Raw genomic sequence first — 22,178 nt, forward strand, 5'->3', positions numbered from 1 at the left:
TCAATATTGCTGAAAATAACGGCTTTGCCAATACGGGTGACCCAAACCTGAAACGCGGCTTTTCTGAGACCCACAAAAAAGCCGCGCCGCAACTGAATGCGGCGCGGCTTCCGGCTGATGACAAAGACGTTTACGGCTTCTCCTGCGTCACCATCTGCGTGAAGCTCTTGGCCGCGTTGGTGAACTCGGAGGGGATGAGCACCACCGTCGTGGTGTTGTTGTCGATGCCGATTTCCGAGAGCATCTGCATGCGGCGCAGCTCCAGCGCAATGGGGCTTTCTTCCATCTGCTTGGCGCCCTGCGTGAGCTTGATGGAGGCTTCCAATTCCGCCTCGGCCTTGATGATGCGGGCCCGCTTCTCGCGAATGGCCTCGGCCTCGCGGGCCATGGCCCGCTGCATGGACTCCGGAATTTCCACGTCCTTTATTTCGACCATCTCCACGCTCACGCCCCAGTTTTCGGTGGCCGCGTCCACAATCTGCAGCAGCGCGGAGTTGATTTGCTGGCGCTCGCGCAGCACCTCGTCGAGCTGGTGCTGCCCGATGATGTTGCGCAAGGCCGTGACCGACAGTTGATATACCGCCTGGTTGAAGTTGGCCACTTTAATGATGGCATCGGCCGGATTCACCACCCGAAACCACAGCACGGCGTTCACCTTGATGGTCACGCTGTCCTTCGTAATGGTTTCCTGCTGCTCCAAATCCACCGTTTTGGTGCGGATGTCGATGGTTTGCTGGCGCTCAAAAAACGGAATTATCCAGAACAGCCCCGGCCCGCGCGTGCCCACAAACCGGCCCAGCCGAAACACAATGGCCCGCTCGTATTCCTGCGCAATGCGCAGGCCGGATAGGAGGAGGGCAATAACAATGAGAACGATGACGAGCGGAGACATGACCGGTTGGGGTTGGTGAATTTTCAGAGGATGTATCGGCACAACCAACGAAGTATTACAACCGGTCAAGAGGCATCAGCACGCAATGCGCGAAAGTAAAATCAAAGCACATGTAGCGTTAGGCTCCGCTTTAATCAAGCGTTGTTGGATGAGATGTGTCGTCACTTGCTTAGCCGATAGACATCCTTATAGGAAGGGGCTTGCTTAATAATTTCCACCACATTGCCGCTCACATTCAAGTCGTATTCGTCACTCAGTATCAACGACCAATCAAAGTCTGCGGTCCAATAGCAAACGTTCGTGAATGTTATCTTTTTCCCATTCACGTCATAAGTGCCGCTGCAAAGCCCGGGGTACTTGGGAATCTGACTGTTGCCGCTCCATTTGCCTCCTGAAAAAGTGAGGCTCACCTGAGAAACTTGTCCGCCACCGCCTGACTGCCGCTGAAAAGTGCCGGTGTAAGTACCGTTTAAATCGGGAGTGGGAGTCGACTTCTGGCAGCTAGTTATTAGCAGCAGAAAACACACAGCAGAGAACAGTGAGAAGCGCATGGTCAGAGGCTTGGTTTCGTTGCCTGACCTGCGAGCGTAGCAAGTGGTTGCGCGCGCCTCACTATGTTTACGGAGACGCTCACTCGCTAATGGCCGCTCTTACCGCCCCACCACCGGCAGTACCGCCACGCTCTCGTGCCCGGCCGCATCAATGGCAGCCACGCCGAAAATGAAGTTGTCCTTGCTGATGGGCAGGTCGGCTGTGGTGCCGCTCACCGGGAAGCGCTGCTGCCACTGCGGGGCGCTGGTTTCGCGCACCAGCACCACGTAGCCGCTGGGCTTGGGGCCGCTGGCGGGCGCCTGCCAGCGCAGCTCGGTGCGGTTGGTGAGGTTGGCGGTGAGGACTTCGACCTTGGCCGGGGCGGCGGGTGCCAGCGCCAGCGCCGCCATAGTGGCGAGGTTGATGCCCGCATTGCGGCGCAGGTAGGCGTAGTCCACGCCTTCGGGCGTGTCGCCGTAGGCGCGGCCTTTTTCGGTGCGCAGGTCCTGGTGCTGGTGGGTGAAGTCCTCGTTCATCTCGGTGAAGCGGACGGCGGCAAAGCCCTGCTGGTTGAAGGGCGTGTGGTCGCCGCCGCGCAGGAAACGGTCGGGGCGGTACTCCAAGGCCACCTTGTGTCCGCGGCCGTAGAGCTGGGCCGTGCGCTGAATGTAGCGGGCCAGCTGGCGGCTGGGCGCGTCGTTTTCGGAGCTGAGCTGGCGGCGGATGCGGGCCTGCTCGGGCGTCTCATTAGCCGGCACGCCTTCGCTGAACACCCGCACCTGCGTGGCGTCGCTGATTTCGGGGTCGAAGCCGTGCGAGTTGCCCACGATGTCGTTGTTGAGCATCGCAATCAGGTTCCAGCCTTCTTTTTTGGCGCGCTCGGCCAGGTGGCCCGAGCCGTAGAGGCCCTGCTCTTCGCCCTGCACGGCCACAAACTTGAGAGTGCAGGGGAATTTCTGGCCGGCCAGCACGCGGGCCAGCTCCATCACCAGCACCGTGCCCGAGCCGTCGTCGTTGGCGCCGGGCGCGTCGGCGGTGGCGTTCATCACGTCGCTCACCCGCGAGTCGATGTGGCCGCTCACCAGAATCACGCGGGTGTCGGTGGGGTCGGTGCCGGGCAGGGTGGCCAGCACGTTGGCCATCAGCACGGGCTTGTTGATGCGGCGGCCGTCGGGCTTCACCGTGAAAGTGTCCATCTCGACGGTCATGCGGCCGCCACCGGCTTTGCTGTATTTCAGAAACTCGTCGCGCACCCAGTTGCGGGCCGCGCCGATGCCGCGCGTGGGGCTTTGCGTGTCGCTCAGCGTGTGGCGCGTGCCGAAGGAAACCAGCTTGCGAATGTCGGCCTCCAGGTTTTTGGCCGAGATTTCATCCACCAGCTTTTGGATTTTGGGGTCGGCCGGGGGCAGGAGCGAAGCTGGCTTGGTTTGGGCCAGGGCAACGAAGGGCGCGAGCAGGAAGAGCGAGGCGAGTTTCATGGAGGGAAGGTAGGACGTGGCTTGGGAATGGAAAGAAAAAAGAACGTCATGCTGAGCGCAGTCGAAGCATCTCTCCCGCGAGAGTAAACCGGTTACTTCCACGGGAGAGATGCTTCGACTGCGCTCAGCATGACGTTCTTGTCGCTAGCTGAACCGGTGGTTATCCTTTGCGATAGAAAGGCTCCACGGTGCGGAAGTACGGGTTCACGCCTTCCTCCGAGTTCGGGTCCAGCAGCATCAGGTCCACAAACTGGTAGGCGTTGGTCTGGCCTTGCAGCACGGGGCCCAGGTTCTGCATGAAGCTCGGGTCGGGGTTGTTGCTGATGAACGCCAGCAGCAGGCGCGGCACGTCGGGGTTGTCGGCGAGCTGCATCTGGGCCAGGTACACGCTGTCGATGTGCGGCTCGGTGGCGGCCCAGGCGGCAATGGCGTCGGCCACGGCCTGCGGGTATTCGGCGGGCTGGCTGAGCAGCACCTGCGCGTCGCCCCCGGCCGGCGAGAGCGGGCCGGTGAGCTGGCCCGACAGCAGCGCCGCCAGCTCGTCCTTGGGCAGCAGCTTGCCGGCGGGCGAGAAGGGGTTCAGCACACAGTCCTGGCCCTGCACCATCTGGAAAAACGCGTGGCCGGGCAGGCGCACGTAGCTCATGGGCGGGTGGTCCATGTCGCCGTCGGTGAGGCGCGGCACGGAGCTGAAAATGGGCAGTTTGCCGTCGTTCAGCACCTGCAGCTGGATTTCCTGGCCTTCGCTCAGCACCACTTCGCCGGGCTCGATGCCTTCCATCGGGGCGAGTATCATCAGGATTTCTTCCTGCAGCAGGGCCTGGTAGAAGGCCGGGCGGGCGTTTTCGTCGGTGGCGGCCAGCAGCAGAAGCTGCTCCAGCACGTTTTCGGGCTCGAAGGGCAGCGGCATCGGCTCCGGAATTTGGTATACCGGGGCGGGGGCCACGGGCTCGACCGGCGCCACGAACTTGGAGCCTTGGTAGCGGGGACCACCAGCAGGTTTTTCAGCGGGTGCGCTGCCGGGGTTGCCGGCAGGAGCGGGGGTAGCCGGGGTGTCGGCGGGTTTATTTTTCAGGAAGTCAAACAGGCCCATATCGGATAAGAATGCAAGTGAATTGGGGTGCAATCTACGGCGAAAAACGGGTTTGGCAGGGGCAAAACGCGGGAAAGCACTTGCTGGACACGACTGTTCTACACTTCAGGCCCTTACCGCCCCCGGCACGCCTCCAGCTGCTGCTCCACCTCCCGGATGGTGCGGGGCGAAGCGCTGTTGCCCCAGTGCGTTTCGATGAAATTGAGCAGGTTGGTGAGCTGGGCGGGGCTCAGGCCCTTTTCGCCGGGCATCACGTTGTGGTAGGCCACGCCGTTCACCACAATGACTTCCTTCTGGCCGTAGCGCAGCAGGCAGGGCAGCTCGGCGCGGTGGTCCACCAGGTAGTCGGCCCCGGCCAGGGGCGGAATCAGGCGGCCCAGGCCCTGGCCCTGTTCGCCGTGGCAGCCCGCACAGTGCTGGGAATACAGTTTCTCGCCCTGGTGGCGGTTGTTGCTGAAGCAGCTTTGCTGGAGCAGCGCCGCCAGCAGGGCCAGCGCCGCGCCCAACGCGCTGGCCGGCCGGGCAATGGCCCCCCTCATTGCCGGGCCAGGCCGGGCTTGCGGCTGTCGATTTCGGCCAGCAACACGGGCAGCTCCACCAGCAGGCGGTCCACCTCCTTGGGGTTGAGGCTGTCGTAGAGGCCGCGCACATGGCCCTGGTCGTCCACGAGGGCGAAGGTGCCGTTGTGGGCAAAGCCGCCGGGGGCCTGCTTGTCGGGGAGCGCCGCCGTAAAGTAGGCCTGGGCCAGCTGAAACACGGTGTCGCGCGCGGTGGGCTCGCCGTGGGCGCCGGTGGTGGCAAAGTGCCAGTTGCGGGCCGTGCCCACGCCCAGGCGCTCGGCGTAGTCGCGCAGCACCGGGATGGAGTCGTGGGCCGGGTCGATGGTGTGCGAGAGGAAGGCCAGCCGCTGCTGCTGGCCAAATTTCTTGTACACCTTCAGCATCTCGGCCTGCATTTTGGGGCAGATGCCGGGGCAGGTGGCGAAGAAGAAATCGGCCACGTAGGCGCGGCCGGCAAAGCTCTTATTGGTGAGCACCTGCCCGAACTGGTCGGTGAGGCGGAACGCGGGCACGGTGGCAAACACGGTGTCGGCCGGGCCGCCGTCGGCGCGGGGGCGCACGTCGCGCTCACCCATGATGGGCAACTTGACGGCTTCCTTCGGGGCCTCGGTGCAGGCGGTGGTGAGCAGGGCAGCCGCCAGCGAGGGCAGCAACAGCAGGCGTTTCAACATAACAAAGCAGGTTATTTAGAAGCGGGGGGCACGTCGCCGGCGGCGGGGTGCTCGGTGGTGAAGCGCTGGGCCGAGTCGAGGGTGGCGCGGTATTGCCGGCTCACGCCCGCCAGTATTTCCTGCTGTTGCCGGAAATAGGCCACGCGGGCCGCGGGGGCCGCCGTGGTGTCGGGGGCTTTGTACTGGTGCATCCAGTCCATCATGGCGGCATCGGCGGCCAGCAGGCCGTGGATGTAGGGCGCGGCGGCCTCGGTGTGGTAGCCCGAAAGCTTGGCCTTGTACTCGTAGAGCTTGCTGGTTTCGGCCATCAGCGAGTCGTGGCGGTTCATGAGGACCATTTCGGCGGCCGAAGCTTCGGAGGGGGCGCCCTGCTCGGCAATGGGCTGGTTGGGGGAGGAGCAGGCCGCAGCCAGGGCCACCAGGGCCAGCGGGAGGACGTTTTTCGGGGCGATGTTCACGGGGCAAAGGTACGGCCGGCGGGCGTGTGGCGCGGAACTGACGGCCGTAGGGAATGGAGGCGTAGTGCAAAAACGAAAGCCGCAAAAAACAAAATCAAAACCCCGGGCTAGCCGGTTTGAGATGCCCTTGCGTAGAGCCAGCAGGCGCTGCCTTCCCTACATCAACCACCAACTTTCCGTTTCGCTTTATGAAAACCCGCCAACTGGGCCGCTCCGGCCTCACCGTATCGGCCCTCGGCCTGGGCTGCATGGGCATGTCCGACTTTTACGCCGGCCAGGACGACGCCGAAAGCACCCGCACCCTGCACCGCGCCCTTGAGCTGGGCGTCACCTTTTTCGACACGGCCGACATGTACGGCCCCTTCAAAAACGAGGAGCTGCTGGGCCGCGCCTTCAAAGGCCAGCGCGGCCGCATCGTGCTGGCCACCAAATTCGGCATTCAGCGCGACCCCCACGACCCCACCAAGCGCGGCATCAACGGCCGGCCCGAGTACGTGAAAGCGGCCTGCGAAGCCAGTCTCAAGCGCCTCGGCACCGACTACATCGACCTCTACTACCAGCACCGCGTCGACCCGAACACGCCCATCGAGGAAACCGTGGGCGCCATGAGCCGGCTGGTGGAAGAAGGCAAAGTGCGCTACCTGGGCCTGAGCGAGGCCGCGCCCGCCACCGTGCGCCGGGCCGTGGCCGTGCACCCCATTGCCGCGCTGCAAACCGAATACTCGCTCTGGAGCCGTGAACCCGAAGACGAGATTCTGCCCGCCATGCGCGAGCTGGGCGTGGGCTTCGTGCCCTACTCGCCGCTGGGCCGCGGCTTCCTCACCGGCCAAATCAAAAAGTTTGAAGACCTGGCCGAGGACGACTACCGCCGCCACACGCCCCGCTTCCAGGGCGAAAACTTCCAGAAAAACCTCGACCTCGTGGCCCGCATCAACGACCTGGCCAAGCAAAAAAACTGCTCGGCTGGCCAGCTGGCCCTGGCTTGGGTGCTGGCCCAGGGCGACGACGTGGTGCCCATTCCCGGCACCAAACGCGTGAAGTACCTAGAAGAAAACCTGGGCGCGCTGGAAGTGCAGCTGAGCCAGGACGAACTCGCGCAGCTCGACGAGATTGCGCCCCAGGGCAAGGCTGCCGGCCTGCGCTACCCGGCCGCTATGATGGGCTCTGTGAACGGGTAAAAACTGTCAAATGTGACTGCTTTTTGATAACGAGTTGTACACCAAAAAACCCCCGGTTCTATCCCAGAACCGGGGCTTTTTACATTTTAAGATTGTCTGGTTTTGGCATATATGGAATGCCGCGGCCTGCGGCCCCGCAATGACCAAGAGGCCTAGCTCGGCAGCAGGTCAATCCAGCCGTCTTCGCTCACCACCACGGCCAGCATGGGGTACTTGCTGCTGTTGGCGTAGCGCAGGGCCGAATTGAAGCGGGCCCCGCGCGAAGAGTCGCCCTTGTCGGTGGCTAGCCCGTCGAGGATGGCGCCAATGGCGTGGCACATGCCGTTGGGCTCGATGAGCACGGCCCCGTCGATGTTGGTGACCAGGCGCAGCACCGAGGGCGTCATGATGCGCGGCACCACCCGGAAGCACTGCCGCGTGAGGCGCTGGGCCTCCTGCGCCGCGCCGGCCGTGATGACCAGAATGGTGCCGGTGGGCTGCGTGCTGGCCTTTTGGGCCAGGTCCCAGAGATAGTCGGTGCTGTCGGCGTCGAGGGTCGGAAACACGATGCGCACGATGCGGGCGAAGTTGTCGGCGGCCACGCGGCCCTGGGGCAGGCGCGGCGTGTTGCTCACCACGCGCATGAGGATGTGGCCGGCGTGGCTCATTTCCCAGCTGTAGTGGTTGGTGAAATGCACCGTCACCAGGGGCTCGTACTGCCCATCCGACTCCGGCACCAACTGGCCCAGCCCGAACACGTGCGAGGCGTCCGAAATCAGGGCCGTGTGGCCTTCGCTCAGCTCCAGCAGCTTTCGGATGGAGCGGTGGTCGCGCATGGGCACGGGCGTTTCCAGCGTGAGCACCGGCACGATGGCCGGGTGCAGGCGCCGGCTCACCAGCATGGTCCCGATGCCTTCGTCGCCCTCGTGGCGCAGGGCGGCCACGCCGTTGCAGGCATCGTAGAGGCCGTGGGTGCCCGCGGGGGCCACGCGCAGCATCAGCCGGCGGCCGGCCGAGCGCAGCAGCTCGTTGTAGTCGCGGTCGAGCACGGGCTGGTCGTTGTCTGCCGTATCGGCCTCGCGCAGCGCGCGGGCGCAGTCGTGCAGAAACTCCACCACCGTGGCGTGGGGCAGGTTGGCGGGCCGGGCGCTGGTGGCTTTGGGCAGCGAATAGTAGCCTTCGTAGCAGTCGGCCGAGAGCTGGAGCACCACCGTCACGAGGTAGCCTTGCAAGCTCACCGGCACCGAGCAGAACGAGCGGCGGTTTTCGTGCCGGCTGCGGGTGAGCTCGTGCAGCGTGGTTTCGGTGGCGCGGCACATCAGCTCGTACCAGTGCTGCTTCTCAAACCGGTCGTGGTCGTTGGGGTGCAGGTGGTACACCGAGCCTTGCGGGCCGGTGTCGGCTTCCAGGGCCGCGGCCCGGGTTTTCACTTCCCGGAAATCCTGCGGCTTGTAGCGCGCCGTGGGGGGTTCCACCACCACGGCATCGGGCTCGTCGGCCTCCTTGGCCGAGGCAAAACCGAGCAGAAAAATCTCCGGCCGCAGGTTGCGGTCGAGCAAGTTAAATACCCCCTCGGCAAAGAGTTGGGCCGAAACGCGAAACAGACTTTGGTGTTCCCACATGGGCAGATTCAAGACGGCCGGGCCTCGCTGCGGCCCCGACTTTAGGCCGAACTACGGAAAAAATGCGGGGATAGTGGTAGAACGAAACAAAATTCCTGTTTTCGTGCTTCATCCCCCGTTCAGAAATCCGTATCTTCGAACCAGCGCCGGCCCGCCGTCGGCGTTTTCCACCGCCCTTACGCACGCCCGGCCCATGCTCTTCGTCGACATGCTTTTTGTGATGGCGGTGGCCATTTCCTTCATCCCCATCCTCACCGGCTACTGTGCCCAGAGCCGGGGCCGCTCGTTCTGGCTGTGGTTTGCATTGGGCTGGCTGCTGCCGCTGGCCTCGTTTTTCCTGCTCTTCGCCCTCATCGCCCGCGAAGAGCTGGACCCCGGCCGTCGCCTGCTCGGCGAAGCCCGCCAGATTTTGCGCGAAGCCGAGGAAAAAGCCAAAGCGCTGGCTAAGGAATAGAGAAGGAGTAGTAGCTGTCATTGCGGGCGCCGCGCTCGCAACGACAAACGGCTTATCCCTGCTACAGCCTTGCCAAAATGCCCCGCGCCACCCACGCCCCGGTGCTGAAGCAGCCCTGCAGCAGGTAGCCGCCGGTGGGCGCTTCCCAGTCCAGCATTTCACCGGCCACGTAGGTGTCGGGGCGCTGCCGCAGCATCAGGAATTCATCAACGGCCGCGAAGCCGATGCCGCCGGCCGTGGAAATGGCTTCTTCCAGCGGCCGCAGCCCGGCTACGGGCAGTGGCACCGCAGTAAGCAAGGCGGCCAGGGCTTCGGCCGGGTAGGTGGCCACGTCGGGCGCCGTTTCGCGCAGCAGCGTGGGCACTGGCGCTCCCAGGTGCAGGGCTTTGCGCAGAAAATCGGGCAGCGAGGTGCCGCTGCGGCGCTGCTGGAGTTTATCCAGCAGCGCCGGCGCCGGCAAGTCGGGCTTCAAATTCAGAAACAGCGTGGCCCCGCCGGCGGCCTGCGCCTGCCGGACCTGCGGCGTAAGCGCATACACGGGCGTGCCCTCGATGCCGTATTCGGTCAGCAAGGCTTCGCCGCGCACCGGCGGGCCGTCGTTCACCCGCACACTGATGTTTTTGAGTGGGGCGCGGCCAACTTTCTGCTTGAAGAAATCCGACCAATTCACTTCTGCGCCGCAGTTGGCGGGGGCGAAGGGAGCCACGGGCACGCCAATTGCCTGCAGCAGTGGCACCCAGGCCCCGTCGGAGCCGGTTTTGGCCCAGCTGGCGCCGCCCAGGGCCAGCACGGTGGCGGCGGGGGCCAGGGTGGTATCCTGGCCGGTGGTTTCGTCGCGCAGGCGCAGGCCGTGGTCGCCCGCAAAGCCCAGCCAGCGGTGGCGGGTATGCAGCCCGACGCCCAGCTCCCGCAGCCGGGCCAGCCAGGCCCGCAGCAGCTCGGCCGGTTTGTGTGCCGCCACCGGGAAGATGCGCCCGCTGGTGCCCACGAAGGTTTTGATGCCCAAATCGGCGGCCCAGGCCCGCAGGTCGGCGGGCGAGAAATGCGCCAGCAGCTCCCGAAAACGGTGTGCTTGGGCGCCGTAGCGGCCCGCAAACCGGGCGGTTTCTTCGGCGTTGCTCAGGTTGAAGCCGCCATGCCCGGCCACCAGAAACTTGCGCCCCATCGTGGCCTGGGCCTCAAATACCTGCACGGCCAGCCCGGCCTCGGCTAGGCGCTGGGCGGCCATGAGGCCCGCCGGCCCGCCCCCGATTACGACGACTTCGCCGCGGCGCTTATGCATACAAAAAGAAGGTTGGAAAGGCCATGGCGCACCCCCGAAACGGGCCGCCAAGTTACGGCCCACGGGCGCTAGGGCTTAACCCCACCGCTGGCTCGCCCGTTAGCAAGCTCCTCTATGGGACCCTACACCATCCTCATCGGCCTGAGCCTGGCCGTGCTGCTTTCCTACGTGTTCGACCTGGCCGCGCGGGCCACCAAGGTGCCGTCGGTGCTCATGCTGCTGCTGGCCGGCATTGCCCTGAGCCAGGCCGCCGCTTATTGGGGAGGCGTGCCGGTGGCCGTGCCGCCGGTGCTGCTGCAGCTATTTGGCATTGTGGGGCTTATCCTGATTGTGCTGGAAGGCTCACTCGACCTGCGCCTCACCCGCGACAAGGCCCCGCTCATCCGGCGCTCGTTTCTGGCGGCGGTGCTCATCATGGGGGTGCAGGTGGCGGCCATTGCGGCGCTGCTGCATTTCTACGTGGGGGCCCGGTGGCAAAGCAGCCTGCTCAACGCCGTGCCGCTGGCCGTGGTGAGCAGCGCCGTGGCCATTCCCAGCGTGGCCGGCCTGGGCGGCGACAAACAGGAGTTCATCGTCTACGAAAGCACGTTTTCCGACATCGTGGGCATCATGCTGTTCAACTTCATTTTGCAGGACGACTTTGCGCAAGGCTGGTCCGTTGTCACGTTCGGGCGCGATGTACTGGCCGTGGCCGTGGTGGCGGTGCTCAGCACGGCGCTGCTGGCTTGGCTGCTGGGCCGCCTGCGCTCGCACGTCAAGTTTTTTCTGCTGTTTGCGTTTTTGGTGCTCATCTACAGCATCGCCAAAATGCTGCACCTCTCCTCCCTGGTGTTGGTGCTGGCCTTCGGGCTGGCCGTCAACAACGCCGACCAGCTGCTGCAGCACCCGCTGTTGCGCCGCTTTCTGCACCCCGAGCAGCTGGCCCGCGAACTGCATCAGCTCAAAAGCATCACCGCCGAGTCGGCGTTTCTTATTCGCACGTTCTTCTTTCTGCTGTTTGGCTACTCCATCACCCTGAGCAACTTAGCCAGCGTGAGCTTGCTGCTGCAAGGAGCTCTCATCGTGGGCGTGCTCACGCTGGTGCGCTACGTGTACCTGCGCTACGTGGCCCGCACCGACCTGGTGCCCGAGCTGTTCATTGCCCCCAAGGGCCTGATTTCGGTGCTGTTGTTCTACAGCATTCCGGCTCGTTTTCTGATAGGAGAAGTGAGCGAAAACATCCTTTTCGTGGTCATCCTGCTCACCGGCCTGCTCATGATGGTGGGCCTGCAGCTGGCGCGCAAAGCCCCGGAGCTCGGCGAGTATTGACGGGCAGGTGGCCAAAGCTCAGGCCTCGCTTTCCTGGATGAGCTGGCGCCGGTAGCGGGCCAGAATGTCGGTTTTGACGATGAAGCCCAGGTAGCGGCCGTCTTCTTCGCACACGGGCAGGGCCCAGAATTCGTGGCGGTCCAGCAGGCTCAGGGTGTGCTCCAGGTCGTCGTTGGGGCCCACCACGGCGGGGGCGGGCTTCATGAGCTCGCGCACGTGGGTGGTGGCATAGTGGGCGTCGTCGAACAGCGCGTCGCGCACCGAGTTCAGGCTCACCACGCCCAGCAACCGGCCGCCCGCGGCCACCACCGGAAACAAGTCGCGCGAGGAATGCCGGAAAATGTCGACCAGCTCGCCCAGCGTGGTGCTGGGCCGCACCGGAATAAAATCGGTCTTGAGCAGCTGGCGCGGGTCGAGCTGGGCCAGCAGGCCCCGGTCTTTGTTGGCGTACACGTCTACGCCCCGCGCCGTGAGCTTGCGCGTGTACACCGAGTAGGGCTCGAAGTACTTGGTGATGAGGTAGGAAGAGCTGGCCACCAGCATCAGCGGCACAAACAGGGCGTAGCCGCCCGTGATTTCGGCAATGAGGAAGATGGCCGTGAGCGGCGCGTGAATGACGCCCGCCAGCGTGCCGGCCATGCCCAGCACCACAAAGTGCACTTCCGGAATGTGCACCAGCCCGCTCAGGTTGATGATGCGGGCAAAGAAGAACCCGGCCAGCGCCCCCGCAAACAGCGACGAGCCGAACATGCCCCCGTTGCCGCCGCTGCCCACCGTGATGCTGGTGGCCACCACCTTCAGCAGCATGCTGAACAGCACGAGCACCAGCAGCAGCCAGGGGTTATTGTCCTGGTAAACCGAGAAAATGCTGCCGTCGGTGATGTGCTCGGGATGGCCGCGCAACAGCAATTCCACCGTGTTGTAGCCCTCGCCATAGAGAGTCGGAAACAGAAAAATGAGCCCGCCCAACGTGAGGCCGCCCAGCGCCACCTTGCTCCAGCGCAACCCCGGCCAGCGCTCAAAAAAATGTTCGGACCAGTGGTAAGTCCGAATCATATACACCGAGAAAAACGCCGTGAACAAGCCCAGCAGCACATAAAACGGCACCGCATCCACGGGCCAGCTCGTGGTAATGAGCACAAACGGCTGGCCCGCGTACAGCGCCTTCGACACCACCGTGGCCGTGGCCGACGAAATCAGCAGCGGAATGAAATACTGCGCCGGCAGCTCCAGCAGGATGGTTTCGACCGCAAACAGCACCCCGGCAATGGGGGAGTTGAAGATGGCCGCCACGCCCGCCGCCGCCCCGCAGCCCGTGAGCAGGCGCCGCCGCCGCCGGTCCAGGTGCAGCACCCGGCCGGCGTTGGAACCGATGGCCGAACCGGTGACGGAAATGGGGGCTTCGGTACCGGCCGAGCCGCCAAAGGTGACCGTGAGAAAAGCCGTCACCAATTGCGAATAGAGCTTGGAGCGCGGCACCACGCTGCCCTCGCGGGCCGTGTTGTAGATGATGGGGCCGATGCCCCGGCCCAGCTGCCCGCCCAGGAAAAACTTGGTAAACAGCACCGTGAGCGCAATGCCCACCACCGGGTAAATGGACAACGCAAACACCCGGCTGGGCTCCGAAATGCCGTTTTGGAGCATGGCCTGGCCCCAGCGCACCGATGTTTTGAGGAGTACGGCCGCCAGGCCCGCCGCCCCACCCACCAGCACGCTCAGGATGAGCATGTACATCCGTTCGCTGATGTGGCGGGCCCGCCAAACCAGCAGCGGGCGCAACAGTCGGTGAACGGCGTGGTGGGGCATAAGCGAGAGCGGGAAGTCAACGCAAAAGCATCAACGCAAAAAAAATGCCGGCAGATGAGAGGCGCGTGAAACCAACCATCGGCTTGCTGTCGGCAACGCAACGCCGGCGGCCCAAATTGTCAGGCCTCTGCTCAGGATTCGGATGCCGCGGCCGCGGGGTTGCTTCGCGCGGGCCTGGCGCCCGGGTCATTTCGCGGCCGGCACGCCCTGCAGGTAGGTGCGCTTCAGGTGCGCGCCGAGCTGTTGCAGGTTGGGGTCGTGCTCGTACAGCAGGTTGCGCCACAGGCTCTGAATGAGCAGCAGCAGCAGCTGCGTGGTCATGTCGGGGCTGGGGGTGCCCAAGTCGGTGAAGGCCTGCTTGAGCAGGCTGTCAATCGGGCTCATGAAGCGCTGGAAGTACTTCTGCACCAGCGGGCGGTTGAACTCCTTGTCCTGCATCTTCCAGAAGTCGGGCTCATCGTGCACCAGCTTGTAGGGCAGGTCGATGACGTTTTCGACCAGCACGCGCGGGTTTTTCTCCGTCAGAATGCCGCGATTGGCTTCCACAATGCGCCGAAAGCCCTGCTTGATGAGGTATTCAAACAGCTTCTCCTTGCTCAGAAAATACTTAAACAGCAGCGCTTCCGACACTCCGGCGCCCTTGGCAATGAGCAGGGTGGAGGTGCTGTCGTAGCCCCGTTCTCCGAAAAGCTGCAGGGCCGCCTGCTCAATTTTGGAATGACTGGTCATAGCCCAACCGAATATAAATAAACCGCCAAAAATCAGTCCCAGGGCCGTTTACGGTCCCATCTCGGTGGCAAGATAGGGCCCGCGGCAGGCATTTAGGGCGCACGGGCACGCAGAGACTGCGCGAATTGGCCAAAAAGTAAACCCGTCCGTGCCATTCGCACGGCGCTCGAGGTGCTTTGCCGGAAACGCGCCACTGGCCCAAAACAATACAGCCGGTTAAATCGAAGCGCGTTCGACTTAACCGGCTGTAACGTGTTGAACTCCGCATGCCGTAGCTCCTAGGACGGAGGCCCGAACGGATTCAACCATTGTTTTCCCAGGTGGGGTGGGATACACCTGGCGAAAGAGGACGTGGGAATTGGCTGCTCGGTCAACTTTATGACTGATAGCGCAACAAAGGTAGGTGAGGAGTTGCTAAGGCCATATAAGTGTTAGCTCACTATTGGTAAGCAAACACTCACTCGCCTTTTTATCAGCGCACTAAATTTCCGCTATCGAGCTAGCCTATAGCTCCATAATGTCCTCGTTCCACAGGATGGGCTCGGCTTCGATGAACTCGTTCATCATATCCACGCACTCCTGCAGGTCGAGGTCGACCACTTCCACGCCGTGGCTTTCCAGGAAAGCACGCGACTCGCCGAAGGTGCGGCTCTCGCCCACCATCACCTTCGGGATTTTGAACTGCACGATGGTGCCGGCGCACATGTAGCAGGGCATGAGGGTGGTGTAGATGACGGTGTCGCGGTAGCTGCGCTGGCGGCCGGCGTTGGTGAGGCAGTCCATCTCGCCGTGCTTGATGGCGCTGTCTTCCTGCACGCGCTTGTTGTGGCCTTGGCCGATGATTTTGCCGTCGCGCACGAGCACCGAGCCGATGGGAATGCCCCCTTGTGAACGGCCCAGGCGGGCTTCGTCGATGGCGGCTTGCATGAATTCGTCTTTGCCAGTGGGGTTTTGGTTGGTCATGGGATGGGTGTTGTTATTGGGTAAATGAGAAAGGAGACTGTCAGCCAGAGGGGAGCGAAGGACTTTCTCACGCCTGCTTTACCTGTTGCAAGTTGTTCTTTGGTGAGAAGGACCTTCGACCTCGCTTGATTCGCGACAGCTCAGGCTGACAAAACAGAAAGCACTACCGTGCGCAAATGCCCTTGTAGGGGCAATGCTCGCACTTAGTGAAGTCGTCGGTTTTGCGGATGGGCTCGGTGGGGTCGAGGATGCGCAGCACAATTTTACGCACCAGTTCTTCGGACGCGGCCACGAACTCCTGACCGCCGTCGGTGATGAAGCTGAGGTCGGCGGAGAGCAGGCCTTCGTCGATGTTGCGCAGGGAGAGGATGGCGGTTTCGGCCGTTTCGCGCTGGGCGGTGTGGGCCAGCATGAGGCGGTAGAGCCAGAGCTGGCGCACTTTGTCGGCACTGGAGGAGGCTTCGAGCAGCAGGCGCTCGGTGGCTTCGGCGGGGCTGAGGCGGTCGCGGTAGCCGCGCAGCTGCAGGTCGTTGCGCTTCACCAGGCCCGATTTGTAGTCGACCACGCGCAGGCGGCCGTCGGGCAGCTCGTCCACGCGGTCGGCGAAGCCGAACAGGCGCACGGCCAGCGGCTCCGGCTGGCCCGGCACATCCACGAAGACGGTGGCCGCCAATTCCTTTTCCAACCCAAACAAGCGGATGGGCAGCAGGCCGGGCTGCTCGGTCAGGCTTTCGAGCAGGCGCACCACGAGGCGCGTGGCCACCTGGCCGTACACGTGGTTGAGGCCTTCGTCGGCGCGGGCGTGCTTTTCGGTTTCTTCCTGGCGCAGGGCCTTTTGCACTTCGTGCGGGGCCTGCCGGATGAGCTCCGGAATGTCGTCGGCCGTGATGGAGCGCGCCTCCTGGGCGAAGGGCTGCATGAGGTTTTCCAAGGCCTCGTGCACCATGGTGCCGAAGCTGCTGGCTTCCAGAGTTTCCTCCACGGCGTCGTTTTCGTGGAAGCGGGCCACTTTCGAGAAATAGAAGCGCAGCGAGCAGGCCAGAAAATCGTTGAGGCGCGAGGGCGAAATGTTGCGTTCCAGCACGCCGCGCAGGGCGGCCAGCATCTCGGGGTCCTTTTCCAGAATGAGGTCGCCTTCGTAAGGATTGGCGCCCACTTCGGCGTCCGGGCCGGCCACCGAAACCGTCAGGTCTTCCAGCGTGAGCTGCGGGTTTTGGGGCAGCAGGTCGTTTTCCAGCTGCAGCAGAAAGCGGCTGCGCTCGCCGCTTTTCATGCCCTCGGCGCCGGGCAGCACGTGCACCAGGTCGACGCGCTGGGCGCGCTGGAGCAGGCGCCAGAAATTGTACGCCGTGATGGCTTCGGCGTCGGCGTAGGTGGGCAGCTTAAACTCGGTGAGGACGTCGTAGGGGAAGAGCGACTGCTGCTTTTTGGGCGCCGGCAGCACGCCTTCGTTGCAGCTGAGGATGATGAGGTGGTCGAAATCCAGCGCCCGGGTTTCCAGCAAGCCCATCACCTGCACTTCGGCCAGGGGCTCGCCGGAAAAGGGCAAGCGGGTGCGGCCCATCTGCTCGTACAAAAACCGGCGGAACGAGCGCACCGACAGCCGCTGCTCGCGGCAGTCGAAGGCCGAGTCGAGCTGCTTGACGAGCGTATAAAACAGGTAGAGGTATTCGGCCTCGATGCCGCCCTGCTGGTCGGCGTACACCTGTTTCAGTAAGTCGATGAGCGTGTTGCAGGCGGCAATGATGTCGTCGCAGTTATCCCAGGTTTTGAACAGCGCCTCCACGATGGGGTGATGCGCGCCGAGCCGCAGCAGCTCCTCGGCCGGCAGCAGCACGGCGTTGAGGCGCACGATTTCGCGGCAAATCTGGTCGAGCACGCCGTGGTACTGGGGCTGGTCGGCCTGGCGGTCCTGCCACTGCTGGTAGCGGCGCAGGAAGGGGTGGCTCAGTAGCTTGGTGACGGCCAGGTGATGGTAGCGCGGCACGCCGTAGCCGGTTTCGGGGCTGCCCTCGCGGATGCCGGTGAGGTGCACCTCAAACAGCAAATCGACCAAATTGAACAGCGGCGTGGCCTGGAAGCTCAGGCCCATGGTCACGTTGTAGTCGGGCACCTCGTCGGGCGGCAGGCCGTGCAGCACCGGCAGGAGCAGGGTTTCGTCGGGCAGCACCACGGCCACGGTGGCGTCGGGGTATTGGCGGCGGGCTTCGGCCAGGAGCTGGCCGGCCAGCTTGCCCTGCATGCTGGGGTTGGCCACGCCGAGGTAGCGCACGTGCCGGGGCCGGCCGCGCAGCCACTCCACGCCGCCGCCGAAGTTGTCGAGCGGCAGCTGCCACTTCTCAAAGTAGCGGCGCAGGTGCTGGCCGGCGCGGTTGGGCGAGTCTTTCTCGAGGTAAAACGGGTCGGCGTCGAAGCGCACTTCGGCCCGCCCGGCGGTGAGGAGCAAGCGAATGAGCTTCTCCTCGGAGCGCGACAAGTTGCCGAGGCCCACGAACACGTGCCGGGCTACTTCGGGCGCCGCCGGGTCCTGGATGGTTTTTTCCAGTTTTTCCACGGCCAGGCGGTAGGCCAGGCCGGGGTAGGCGAGGTGGTTGGCCTTCATGCGCCGCTGCAGTTCGCGGTACACTTGCTCCAGCTGGTCCCAGAAGCTGAAGGAGTGCGCGGCGGCGCGGCTTTTCTCGGGCAGGGCTTCGAGGTCCCAGCGCTCCAGGGCCTTGGCCTGGCTCAGGTATTCGAACACCTTGCGGGTGGGGGCGAGGTTCTGGTCGAGGTTGGAGAAGTCGCTCAGCAGCAGCCCGGCCCAGCCCACAAACTGGTCGAAATCGAGGTGCGGGTCAATGCGTTTGAGGATGTCGTAGAGCAGCAGCTGCAGGGCAATGGGCTCTTCCACCTGCACGCCGGCCAGCTCCACCATGTAGTCTTCCATGGCGGCCACGCGCGGGGCCCACAGCGGGGCGCCCACGGGCAGGTTCACGGCCAGCTCGTTCTTCAGATACACCACGGCGCGGCGCGTGGGCACCACCACCACAATGTCGGACAGCTCATCGAGCGGGCCGGAGCCGTAGCGGTCCAGCAGCTCGCGGGCCACGGTGGCGAGGAAGGAGGCAGGCGCGGCAGCGGGCGCCGTGGGGGCAGAAAAAACGTCGGAAGCAGGGCGGGAAGGCATCGGGGTAAAGATACCAAGACAGCAGCGCGAACGGTGCAGTTCGCGGGCTGGCACGTGCACCTTCGGAAATTTCCCAACAGTCCTGCCCTCGGTAAACTCCTGGCGCTGGCGTGCTAAAGCGGCTGCTCCAATTCGGCAGCCGTTTCGCCCCAGGCCACAAAATCGTGTAGAATCGCCAGCAATTCGGGGCACGTGTGGGGCCGCGGGATGAGCAGCGCCGGCGTATCGGGGGGCACGGGGCTCAGCAGGCGGCGCAGGTCGGCGGGTTGCGCCGGCCGGAACCCCATCGACCACCCCCCGAACACGCGTTTGCGGTTGGCCGCCTCGCCCAGCACCTGGCAGTTGAAATGGCGCGGGTCCAAGGCAATGCGGTTGTGGTAGAGGTGGCGCACCGCGTCGTACTCGCCTTCCAGTGCTTGCACAAACCGCCCGTCGGGCGTGAGCAGCAACAGCCCCGTGATGCCATGCTCCCGGTTGTAGCGCCTCGCTTGCTCCAACAGCGCCGACAATTCCCGCGGCTCGAAGGGCACCAGCGCCTGGCTTTGATACACGAGTTGATGCAAAGCCATGGGGCGAATGTTTAAGAACGGCAAGCAGGGCGGCGACCGGCTTCGGGCCCGAAGCAAACCCTGCCCCGATGCGCAACGCATATTGCTACTCAAAAGAATAGTGCAGTTACTACGTATAAAAATAGACTCCGTTATCGGCACCGGTCCGCGGCCGGATACTGCTTTCTGTATGGCCAAGCTTACTTTGCCGCCACACTCACTCCTGCATTCATGAAAACACGTCTTCTCCTGCCGCTGGTCGCCCTGTGCGGCACCCTATCGGTGCGGGCCCAAACCACGCCCACCGTCATTCCGGACCCCGCGCCCACGGCGCCCGCGCCCGACCCGCTTTGGCGCAAGTCGCTCAAAACCGGCCTGGGGCTGAACGAGGCCCTGCTGAGCAGCAACTGGCGCGGCGGCGGCGTCAACACCATCGGCTTCAACGCCCTGGCCAACGCCCGCGCCAACCGCAAAAGCGGCGCCCACAGCTTCGACAACGAAGCCGATTTCCTCTTTGCCTTCTCCGAAACCAAGGGCCTGGGCTACCGCAAAGGCCAAGACCGCCTCTACCTCGACACCAAATACGGCTGGGCCATGAGCACAAAGTGGGACATGTTCGTGTCGCTGAACCTGCTTTCGCAGTTTGCCCCCGGCTACAAGTACGATAAGGATGCCAACGGCGACGAGCGCGCCCGGCAAGTGTCCGATTTTTTTGCGCCGGCGTTTCTCACCGCCGCGTATGGGTTCGAGTACCGCCCCGCTCCTTATTTCCACTTGCGCCTGGCGCCCTTTGCGCCGCGCCTGACCGTCGTGAACCGCGCCGACAGGTTTGTGGACGTCCTCGGCGACACGCCCTACGGCGTGAACCCCGGCCACAGCACGCGCTGGGAAATCCTGGCTGCCCAAATTCTGGCCGAACTCGACCGCAACATCAGCCCCAACGTCAACCTGAAAGCGCGTTACCTGCTGTTTGCCAACTACAGAAACATCAACCCCCAGGAAATCGACCACCGCCTCGACGTGGGCCTCACCGCCAAAGTGGGCAAGTACGTGAACGTGGCCCTCAACGGCATTGCCCTCTACGACTACGACCAAGACGGCGCGGTGCAATTTTCGCAGGGCCTCACCCTCGGGGTGGCGTATTCGGTGCAGAATTTCGTGGACGCGAAGAAATAAGGCCGCTGCACTTATTTCTGGGTGACCACGGCCATCGCTGCCGAAAAGGTGAGTACCGAATATTCGGCTTCGTGAGCTTTCAAATACGCCAAGAATTCCCGGTGAACATTGCTCGAAACCTTAAAAATCTGCCCGCCCACGCCGTGGAATTGGTACACGCCCATGCCGTGGGCCTGTTTTGTTTTTTCGGCGAAGGCAATCAGTTCGGGCAGCGTGGTGCCGGGCTCCACCAACCAACTGGGCACCTGCATGGGGTTTAAGGTCGCAAAGTTGGTGACGATGCTGGTGCGGTCGCCACCGCCCCGCCCGAATTTCACGAGGCCGCTGCGCTGCACGCTGGGGAGGTAATCGACCGACCCGATGAGGGTGTTGTTGCACGGGTACGCAAAGGCGCGGGCGCGGCGGGCGGGGTCCAGCAGGGCCAGCAAGGCGTTCTGGGTTCGGATTTCTTCCAGAATGCGGGGCACGGTGTAGGTCTCAATGGCCACGGTTTTCGTCCAGCCCAGCTTTTCTGGGCACGGATGGAACAGGGTGTGGTTGGCCAGCTCGTGGCCGTGCGCGGCGGCGGCCCGCCAGCCCACCACGGCGGCCGGAGGCTCCCCAATCACCTCCGTGGGCGAAGAGCCGGCGATGGCGTTTAGAAAGAACGTGGCTTTTAACCCCGCCGAATCGAGCTGGGGCAGGGCCGTGGTGAGCTGGGTGTCCAGCCCATCATCGTACGTCAAGCAAATAATGGCTTTGCGGGGTTTGGTGGCCTTGCTCGGTTGTGCCCACGCGCTGGCGTGCCACAAGGTCAGCACCACAATTTTCACCATTATTCTAGCTTGCATATCCGAATATATTATAATTTTTCAGGATAGCGGTGCTGGCCCTCTGTATGGGTTTGCCACGGGCGCGCGTAGGTTGTGGCTCTTCACAAGAAGGATGTGACGTCGTGACGCCACGTGCTACCGCAGCGCGTAAATCCGCTCAATTATTTCCACCACTTTCAGGCCTTCCAGCGCATTGGTGGTGGCGGTGCTGCGGCGCTGCACGGTGTCCACCACGTTTTCGATGACCTGCACGTGGTTGGCGGCCGAGCCTTGGAAGGCGCCGTAGTTATTGGCCGGGTTGGTAGGCGCCAGTTCGGGCATGTGGTATCCTTCAATGTGGCAGTAGTCCACCTTGTCCATGTACTGGCCGGCGATGCGCAGGCTGCCGCGCTCGGCCACCACGGTAAGGGAGCTTTCGAGGTTGCGGTCCCACACGGCGGTGCTGTAGCTGAGCGTGCCGCTGCCGCCGCGCACGAGGTCGAAGGTGACGAGGCCGCTGTCTTCAAACTCGGTCAGGCCCGCGTGGGTGAAGTCGCGGAAGCGGGCCGCAATGTTGGTGATGTCGCCAAACACCCAGTACAGCAAATCGACGAAATGGCTGAACTGGGTGAACAAAGTGCCGCCGTCGAGCGCCTGCGTGCCTTTCCAACCACCGGGGCGGTAGTAGCGCGCGTCGCGGTTCCAGAAGCAGTTCAGCTGCACCAGAAACACCTGGCCCAGCCGGCCCTCGTCCACTATCTGCTTGAGCCAGGCGGCCGGGGGCGAGTAGCGGTTCTGCATCACCCCAAACACCAGCCGGCCGGTTTGCAGGGCCGTGTGCACGATGGTTTCGGCGTCGGCTTTGTGCAGCGCAATGGGCTTTTCGATGACCACGTGCAGGCCGTGGCGCAGGCCGGCCACCGCCTGCGGGGCGTGCAGCCCGTTGGGCGTGGCCACGGTGAGGACATCGGCCGCGGGGCCGTTATGCAGGTAGGCTTCGAGCGAGGTGAAAAAGGGCACGCCCGGAAACTCCGTCGCCAGGCCGGGCTGCAGGTCGGCGCGGATGTCAATCAGGGCTGCCAGTTCGGCTCCGTCGTGGCGCGAAACCAGCGCCGCGTGGCGGCGGCCAATGTGGCCCACACCGCTAATGGCAAAACGGACGGGCTGAGCCGATTTATTCAAGGTATCCAAAATACGTAAATCAACAGTGCGGCCGGTAAGAACGCCGCTGCGAAGCTAAGGATACTCCATGCACTGGCCTCTTTTTTATGCGGTTTCCGCCGAACCAAGCCCGCCTGCCACGAGCAAAGCACGAACTGGTAAATCGTTGTGAGCAAGGCAAAGAATAATGCCACTGACTCGCCGGTTGCACAACGATATGTTTCGCCTGCCGGAGGCACGTAGCTGTAGAATGCTGAATAGTAAATCCAGCCGCACAAGGAGGCAAACGCAACCAGCAGCAGCAGCTGACCAATCAGCAATTTTCCGGCCAT

General features: G+C 63.6%; 21 protein-coding genes. 4 read left to right on the forward strand and 17 right to left on the reverse strand.

Annotated features, from left to right (window positions below):
* Nucleotides 1–130: 130 nt before the first annotated feature.
* The 7 genes from IC234_RS01135 to IC234_RS01165 form a co-directional block, all read right to left on the reverse strand.
* Nucleotides 131–892, reverse strand: a complete 762-nt coding sequence (locus IC234_RS01135; protein WP_190921996.1) for a slipin family protein — start codon at nt 890–892, stop codon at nt 131–133.
* Nucleotides 893–1,053: 161 nt separating this feature from the next.
* Nucleotides 1,054–1,443 carry a hypothetical protein gene (locus IC234_RS01140; RefSeq protein WP_190921997.1) on the reverse strand — a complete coding sequence of 130 codons (390 nt, stop codon included), beginning with the start codon at nt 1,441–1,443 and terminating at the stop codon, nt 1,054–1,056.
* Between the two features lie 99 nt (nt 1,444–1,542).
* Nucleotides 1,543–2,901 (reverse strand): M20/M25/M40 family metallo-hydrolase, encoded by a 1,359-nt coding sequence (locus tag IC234_RS01145; RefSeq protein ID WP_190921998.1) that lies wholly within the window; start codon nt 2,899–2,901, stop codon nt 1,543–1,545.
* A gap of 160 nt (nt 2,902–3,061) precedes the next feature.
* A complete protein-coding gene (locus tag IC234_RS01150) occupies nt 3,062–3,994 on the reverse strand; it encodes an enhanced serine sensitivity protein SseB C-terminal domain-containing protein (protein ID WP_190921999.1) in 933 nt (310 codons plus the stop codon).
* 113 nt (nt 3,995–4,107) lie between these two features.
* Nucleotides 4,108–4,533 carry a c-type cytochrome gene (locus tag IC234_RS01155; RefSeq protein ID WP_190922000.1) on the reverse strand — a complete coding sequence of 142 codons (426 nt, stop codon included), beginning with the start codon at nt 4,531–4,533 and terminating at the stop codon, nt 4,108–4,110.
* Nucleotides 4,530–5,225 (reverse strand): SCO family protein, encoded by a 696-nt coding sequence (locus IC234_RS01160; protein WP_190922001.1) that lies wholly within the window; start codon nt 5,223–5,225, stop codon nt 4,530–4,532. The genes IC234_RS01155 and IC234_RS01160 overlap by 4 nt, the downstream gene beginning before the upstream one ends.
* 11 nt (nt 5,226–5,236) lie before the next feature.
* Complete coding sequence (locus IC234_RS01165; RefSeq protein ID WP_190922002.1) at nt 5,237–5,683, reverse strand: hypothetical protein; 447 nt, start codon at nt 5,681–5,683, stop codon at nt 5,237–5,239.
* 188 nt (nt 5,684–5,871) lie between these two features.
* On the opposite strand from IC234_RS01165, the gene IC234_RS01170 reads away from it, so the two are divergent.
* Nucleotides 5,872–6,861: an aldo/keto reductase gene (locus tag IC234_RS01170; protein ID WP_190922003.1), complete on the forward strand. Its 990-nt coding sequence runs from the start codon at nt 5,872–5,874 to the stop codon at nt 6,859–6,861.
* Between the two features lie 152 nt (nt 6,862–7,013).
* On the opposite strand, the gene IC234_RS01175 is transcribed toward IC234_RS01170, so the two are convergent.
* Nucleotides 7,014–8,462, reverse strand: coding sequence for a diadenylate cyclase (locus tag IC234_RS01175; RefSeq protein WP_190922004.1), 1,449 nt, complete (start codon nt 8,460–8,462; stop codon nt 7,014–7,016).
* A gap of 193 nt (nt 8,463–8,655) precedes the next feature.
* Between IC234_RS01175 and IC234_RS01180 the strand changes: the two genes are divergently transcribed.
* Nucleotides 8,656–8,916 (forward strand): hypothetical protein, encoded by a 261-nt coding sequence (locus tag IC234_RS01180; protein WP_190922005.1) that lies wholly within the window; start codon nt 8,656–8,658, stop codon nt 8,914–8,916.
* Nucleotides 8,917–8,977: 61 nt separating this feature from the next.
* Here the strand turns inward: IC234_RS01180 and IC234_RS01185 are convergent, their stop codons facing one another.
* Entirely contained in the window at nt 8,978–10,198 is a 1,221-nt protein-coding gene (locus tag IC234_RS01185; RefSeq protein ID WP_190922006.1) for a BaiN/RdsA family NAD(P)/FAD-dependent oxidoreductase, read from the reverse strand.
* A gap of 114 nt (nt 10,199–10,312) precedes the next feature.
* Here IC234_RS01185 and IC234_RS01190 point away from each other — a divergent pair, with 114 nt between their 5' ends.
* Complete coding sequence (locus IC234_RS01190; RefSeq protein WP_190922007.1) at nt 10,313–11,506, forward strand: cation:proton antiporter domain-containing protein; 1,194 nt, start codon at nt 10,313–10,315, stop codon at nt 11,504–11,506.
* A gap of 18 nt (nt 11,507–11,524) precedes the next feature.
* On the opposite strand, the gene IC234_RS01195 is transcribed toward IC234_RS01190, so the two are convergent.
* The 5 genes from IC234_RS01195 to IC234_RS01215 form a co-directional block, all read right to left on the reverse strand.
* Nucleotides 11,525–13,312, reverse strand: coding sequence for a chloride channel protein (locus IC234_RS01195; protein WP_190922008.1), 1,788 nt, complete (start codon nt 13,310–13,312; stop codon nt 11,525–11,527).
* A gap of 186 nt (nt 13,313–13,498) precedes the next feature.
* The gene (locus tag IC234_RS01200; RefSeq protein WP_190922009.1) at nt 13,499–14,041 is read right to left on the reverse strand and encodes a TetR/AcrR family transcriptional regulator; all 543 of its coding nucleotides are present in this window, start codon (nt 14,039–14,041) and stop codon (nt 13,499–13,501) included.
* A 504-nt stretch (nt 14,042–14,545) separates the two neighbouring features.
* Nucleotides 14,546–15,004: a nucleoside deaminase gene (locus tag IC234_RS01205; RefSeq protein ID WP_190922010.1), complete on the reverse strand. Its 459-nt coding sequence runs from the start codon at nt 15,002–15,004 to the stop codon at nt 14,546–14,548.
* A 163-nt stretch (nt 15,005–15,167) separates the two neighbouring features.
* On the reverse strand, nt 15,168–18,170 hold the full coding sequence (locus tag IC234_RS01210) for a PD-(D/E)XK nuclease family protein (RefSeq protein ID WP_190922011.1): 3,003 nt from the start codon (nt 18,168–18,170) through the stop codon (nt 15,168–15,170).
* 113 nt (nt 18,171–18,283) lie between these two features.
* The gene (locus IC234_RS01215; RefSeq protein ID WP_190922012.1) at nt 18,284–18,739 is read right to left on the reverse strand and encodes a BLUF domain-containing protein; all 456 of its coding nucleotides are present in this window, start codon (nt 18,737–18,739) and stop codon (nt 18,284–18,286) included.
* Nucleotides 18,740–18,949: 210 nt separating this feature from the next.
* Here IC234_RS01215 and IC234_RS01220 point away from each other — a divergent pair, with 210 nt between their 5' ends.
* Nucleotides 18,950–19,894 carry a DUF3078 domain-containing protein gene (locus IC234_RS01220; RefSeq protein ID WP_190922013.1) on the forward strand — a complete coding sequence of 315 codons (945 nt, stop codon included), beginning with the start codon at nt 18,950–18,952 and terminating at the stop codon, nt 19,892–19,894.
* Nucleotides 19,895–19,905: 11 nt separating this feature from the next.
* On the opposite strand, the gene IC234_RS01225 is transcribed toward IC234_RS01220, so the two are convergent.
* From IC234_RS01225 to IC234_RS01235, 3 genes are all read right to left on the reverse strand, one after another.
* Nucleotides 19,906–20,724: a polysaccharide deacetylase family protein gene (locus tag IC234_RS01225; RefSeq protein WP_190922014.1), complete on the reverse strand. Its 819-nt coding sequence runs from the start codon at nt 20,722–20,724 to the stop codon at nt 19,906–19,908.
* 117 nt (nt 20,725–20,841) lie between these two features.
* Nucleotides 20,842–21,867 (reverse strand): Gfo/Idh/MocA family protein, encoded by a 1,026-nt coding sequence (locus IC234_RS01230; protein WP_190922015.1) that lies wholly within the window; start codon nt 21,865–21,867, stop codon nt 20,842–20,844.
* On the reverse strand, nt 21,864–22,178 hold the full coding sequence (locus IC234_RS01235) for a hypothetical protein (protein WP_223827418.1): 315 nt from the start codon (nt 22,176–22,178) through the stop codon (nt 21,864–21,866). The genes IC234_RS01230 and IC234_RS01235 overlap by 4 nt, the downstream gene beginning before the upstream one ends.

The sequence above is a fragment of the Hymenobacter armeniacus genome (genome assembly GCF_014699055.1).
GTDB classification, from domain to species: Bacteria; Bacteroidota; Bacteroidia; order Cytophagales; family Hymenobacteraceae; genus Hymenobacter; species Hymenobacter armeniacus.